The following is a 5,026-nucleotide window of genomic DNA, read 5'->3' as shown; positions in this document are numbered from 1 at the left end:
AGTTTATCAGTTACATTTTGTTCTGCACTTAAATAGGCTGATGGTTCAAAAGCATATTTTTTATCGAGTTGATCAAAATTAATTCCTGAGGTGGTGTTTGAAGGGCGAATAGTCCCCGGATTAAATTCGTAATAAATTCCGTTTACACCATAACTAAGCTTGAAACTATCAGAGATATAGTTTTTGAAATCATATTTAATATTGTAGTTCTTGATTCCTGAGTCCCATTGAAATCCTACAAAGTCTAGATTAAGTCCATAATAGTAATCACTATATATTAAGGAGAGGTTCGAAAATAATTTGTCTGAATACAAATGGTTCCATCTTAAATTTAAAGTAGTGTTACCGTAGATATTGGTAAAGCTATTGTTCAACGAAAATACATCTCTACCAAAATAGCCCGATAAATAAACGCTGTTATTAGCGTCGAATTTATAATTTAACTTCATGTTTAAATCATAAAAGTACGCTGCATTATTTTTTTGTTCTTCAGATAATTTTAAAAAAAGATGAGCGTACGAGCTGCGTCCACCAATTAAAAAAGCACCTTTGTCTTTTACTATTGGACCTTCTACAAGAATTCGGCTTGAAATTAATCCAATTCCACCATTGGCATGAAACTCTTTACTGTTTCCATCTTTTTGATAAATATCTAATACAGACGATACACGACCACCATAATTAGCGGGTATTCCTCCTTTGTACAATTTTAAATCTTTGATAGCGTCAGGATTAAAAACAGAAAAGAATCCGAAAACGTGGGACGAATTAAAAATTGTGGCTTCATCCAATAATATTAAATTTTGATCAGCACCACCACCACGAACGTTAAATCCGGAAGCTCCTTCACCAGCATTGGTTACTCCGGGAAGTAGTAGCAGCGATTTAAGAACATCGACTTCTCCAAGAACGACTGGCATTTTTTTTATCGATGAAATAGAAAGTTTGTTCAAACTCATTTCCGGTGAACGAATGTCAGTGTTGTATTTTTTATCGGTAATGATGACTTCTTTAAGTTCTTGTCCGTCTAGATTTAGATTTACATCTAATTTTTTGTTGTCAAAAAGTTCAATTTGCTGGGAAGCTGTTTGGAATCCGATGTAACTAAATAGTGCCTTGTAGGATCCAGCAGGGAGTGTTATGGAGTAAAAACCGTACTCATTAGTTGTGGTACTCGATTTTAATTCAGGGAAATAAATGGTAACCCCAATAAGTGTTTCGTTATTACGACTGTCAGATACAGTACCGCTAACGGTGAATTTCTTTTTTGTCGTATCTGTAGTGTTTTTTTCCTGCGAAAATGCAGTAACTGCTGATGTTAAACAGAGCAACAAATAAATGATTTTTTTTAGGGACATGTTTTTTATTTAGATGTGCAAATTTGATTAAAAGATATAGAAATAAGGTTTAAACAAAATTTAAATATACGTTAATAAAAAAAGACAACCAATTGAGGTTGTCTTTTTTAGAAGTATTGTCTTGAATAGCTTATGCTATTTTTGCTAGAATTGCATTGAAAGTTGCACTAGGACGCATAGCAACACTTGTTAAAGCAGGATTAGGTTGGTAATAACCGCCAATTTCTTGTGCTTTACCTTGTGCATTAATCAACTCGGCATTGATTGTAGCTTCGTTAGCATGGAATTCTTGCGCTATAGTACTAAAAGTCGCTTTTAATGCTGCATCTTTATTTTGTTCTGCTAAGGCATCAGCCCAGTACATCGCTAAGTAAAAGTGAGATCCACGATTATCTAGTTGACCTACTTTTCTAGCTGGAGATTTATCATTTCTTAAAAATGCATCATTTGCCTGATCTAAGGTTTCTGATAAAACAATCGCTTTAGAGTTGTTTAAAGATTGTCCTAAATGTTCTAGAGAAGCACCTAGTGCTAAAAATTCTCCAAGAGAATCCCAACGAAGGTAACCTTCTTCGGTAAACTGCTCTACGTGCTTAGGAGCTGATCCTCCTGCGCCAGTTTCAAATAATCCACCACCATTCATCAAAGGAACGATTGATAGCATTTTAGCAGACGTTCCTAATTCTAAAATTGGGAATAAATCTGTTAAATAGTCACGCAATACATTTCCAGTTACCGAGATCGTATCTTCTCCTTTTTTGATGCGCTCTAATGTAAAACTAGTCGCTGCAATAGGATTTAAAATACGAATGTCCAGTCCAGTCGTGTCGTGATCTTTTAGATATAAATTTACTTTTTCAATTAATTGTCTGTCGTGTGCTCTGTTTTCGTCTAACCAAAAAACAGCTGGTGTACTTGATAAACGCGCTCTGTTTACAGCTAGTTTTACCCAGTCTTGAATAGGAGCGTCTTTTGCTTGACACATTCTAAAAATGTCTTTAGCTTCAACTGCTTGTTCCATTAAAACAGTTCCTTTTGTGTCAACAACACGGACAACACCGTTAGATGTCATTTGGAAAGTTTTATCGTGAGAACCATATTCTTCTGCTTTTTGAGCCATTAGTCCCACGTTAGGAACGCTTCCCATTGTTGTTGGGTCAAAGGCACCGTTCTTTTTACAGAAATCAATTGTAGCAGTATAGATTCCAGCATAAGAACGGTCTGGAATAATAGCCAACGTATCTTGTGATTTTCCGTATTTATTCCACATTTGTCCTGATGTACGTATCATAGCAGGCATTGACGCATCTACAATAACATCAGAAGGAACATGAAGATTGGTAATTCCTTTATCAGAGTTTACCATAGCAAGAGCTGGACCATTTTCAATTGCTTGCGCAATGGCTGCTTCAACCTCAGCTTGTTCAGGACGTCCAGCTATTTTAGCATAAACATCACCTAAACCGTTACGAGTATCAACTCCTAAGTCTGAAAATAAAGTAGCGTATTTTTCAAAAACTGCTGCGAAGTAAACTTCCACAATAGCTCCAAATATAATTGGATCTGATACTTTCATCATCGTTGCTTTCAGGTGAACTGATAACAAGATGTTTTTTTCTTTTGCTTCAGCAATGGCTGTTTTTACAAATGATTTTAAGGCTTGTAAATGCATTACAGAGCTATCGATGATTTCGCCTACTTTAAGCGGAGTACTTGCTTTTAATACGGTAGTCGTACCATCTTCTCCAACAAATTCTATTTTAACATCCGTAGCTTCGGCAATAGTAACTGATTTTTCACTTCCGTAAAAATCACCACTTCCCATTGAAGCAACTTCTGTTTTTGATTCTGATGACCATGCTCCCATAGAATGTGGGTTTACTTTAGCATAGTTTTTTACTGCTTTTGGTGCTCTACGATCAGAGTTTCCTTCACGTAAAACAGGGTTTACAGCTGAACCAAGTACTTTTGAGTATTTTAATTTTGTTTCCTTTTCCACATCAGTTTGTGGGTCTTCAGGGAAATTTGGTATTGCGTATCCGTGTGACTGCAATTCAGCAATGGCTTCTTTTAGTTGTGGTACGGATGCAGAGATATTTGGTAATTTAATAATATTAGCTTCTGGTGCAGTTGCTAATTTTCCTAATTCAGAAAGAGAGTCTTTTACTCTTTGTTCTTCGGTTAAAAATTCTGGAAAATTAGCCAGAATTCTTGCTGCTAAAGAAATGTCTTCGGTAGTTATTTCTATACCTGCTGTAGCTGTAAAAGCTTGAACAATAGGTAAGAAAGAGTAAGTCGCTAATAAAGGTGCTTCATCTGTTAAGGTGTAAGCAATTTTTGATTTCTGTGTCATTATTACTATTTTATAATCGTATCCGTAGTGTCTAGGATGTAGAATGTATGTTTTGCTAAAAATTAAGCCTCGCAAATATATGAAAATCACACTAAAAACGAATAGCGTTTGGGTGACAAAATAGGGAATAAGTTAAGAACTAACGAGATATTAGTAAATTGTTATTTTTGAACTTTATTTTTAGGCATAAAAAAAGGTCCCAACACTATTGGGACCTTTTATGATAAAGAGACAGTAAACTATCTTCTTTTGTCTTTGATTTTCGCTTTCTTACCAGTAAGTTGTCTGAAGTAGAAAATTCTAGCTCTACGAACTGAACCTTTTTTGTTGATTTCAACTTTTTGTAAAGCTGGCAAGTTCACAGGGAAGATACGCTCAACACCTACTGCACCTGACATTTTACGGATTGTAAAAGTTTCAGTACTTCCAGTACCTCTTCTTTGGATTACAACTCCTTTAAAAAACTGAGTTCTAGTTTTTTCACCCTCTTTAATTTCGTAGTACACAGTGATAGTATCACCAGCTCCGAATACAGGGAAATCTTTTCTTGTAACAAATTCGTTATTAACGAAATCTACTAAATTTGCCATTTTAAATGCTAATTATGGTTTTTGAATTAGAGCAACATTCACGGATCTCGCCAGAGGTTAGTCTAAAGTGGGTGCAAAAGTAATTAAAAAAGTTTAAAGTTTAAAGTTTTTTTATTTAAAGTTAAAACTCTATTCCTCTAGTAAATCCGGTCTTCTAGTTTTAGTATGCTCATACGCCATGTCCTCGCGCCATTTGTCAATTTTAGCAAAGTTTCCACTAGTTAAAACTTCTGGAACTTTCCAACCTTTGTAATCAGCCGGGCGCGTATAAATAGGTCCTGATAGTAAGCCATCTTGAAAACTATCAGTCAATGCTGAGGTTTCGTCACTTAAAACTCCAGGAATTAACCGAATTAAAGCATCAGATAAAACTAAAGCTCCTAATTCTCCACCAGATAATACATAATCGCCAATCGAGATTTCCTTAGTAATGAAATGGTCTCTCACACGCTGATCCACTCCTTTGTAGTGACCACATAATATGATGATATTCTCATACATCGACATGGTGTTGGCCATTTTTTGATTTAGCGTTTCACCATCAGGAGACATATAGATAATCTCGTCGTAGGTTCTTTCACTTTTCAAATGGGTAATACATGCATCAATAGGTTGCACTGTCATGACCATTCCCGCTCCGCCGCCGTAAGGATAATCATCAACGCTTTTTTGTTTGTTCGTCGTATAATCTCTTAGGTTGTGAAAATGAACTTCTACCAATCCTT

4 protein-coding genes are annotated in these 5,026 nt (G+C 35.6%); all 4 read right to left on the bottom strand.

Annotation, left to right across the window (positions count from 1 at the left end; genetic code table 11):
• A partial coding sequence (locus tag P8M54_RS16070) for a TonB-dependent receptor (protein WP_300289059.1) occupies nt 1-1,358 on the bottom strand: 1,358 nt, incomplete at its 3' end.
• A 130-nt stretch (nt 1,359-1,488) separates the two neighbouring features.
• Nucleotides 1,489-3,711 carry an NADP-dependent isocitrate dehydrogenase gene (locus P8M54_RS16065; protein WP_300289058.1) on the bottom strand — a complete coding sequence of 741 codons (2,223 nt, stop codon included), beginning with the start codon at nt 3,709-3,711 and terminating at the stop codon, nt 1,489-1,491.
• A 239-nt stretch (nt 3,712-3,950) separates the two neighbouring features.
• The gene (gene rplS / locus P8M54_RS16060; RefSeq protein WP_300289056.1) at nt 3,951-4,301 is read right to left on the bottom strand and encodes a 50S ribosomal protein L19; all 351 of its coding nucleotides are present in this window, start codon (nt 4,299-4,301) and stop codon (nt 3,951-3,953) included.
• Between the two features lie 129 nt (nt 4,302-4,430).
• Nucleotides 4,431-5,026: tRNA (guanosine(37)-N1)-methyltransferase TrmD (gene trmD, locus P8M54_RS16055; protein ID WP_300289055.1), on the bottom strand; the 596-nt coding region annotated here is incomplete at its 5' end.

The sequence above is a fragment of the Flavobacterium sp. genome (assembly GCF_029242675.1).
Classification (GTDB): Bacteria; Bacteroidota; Bacteroidia; order Flavobacteriales; family Flavobacteriaceae; genus Flavobacterium.
Note: the sequence above shows the minus strand (reverse complement) of the source record. Positions and strands in the feature narration are given on the sequence as shown.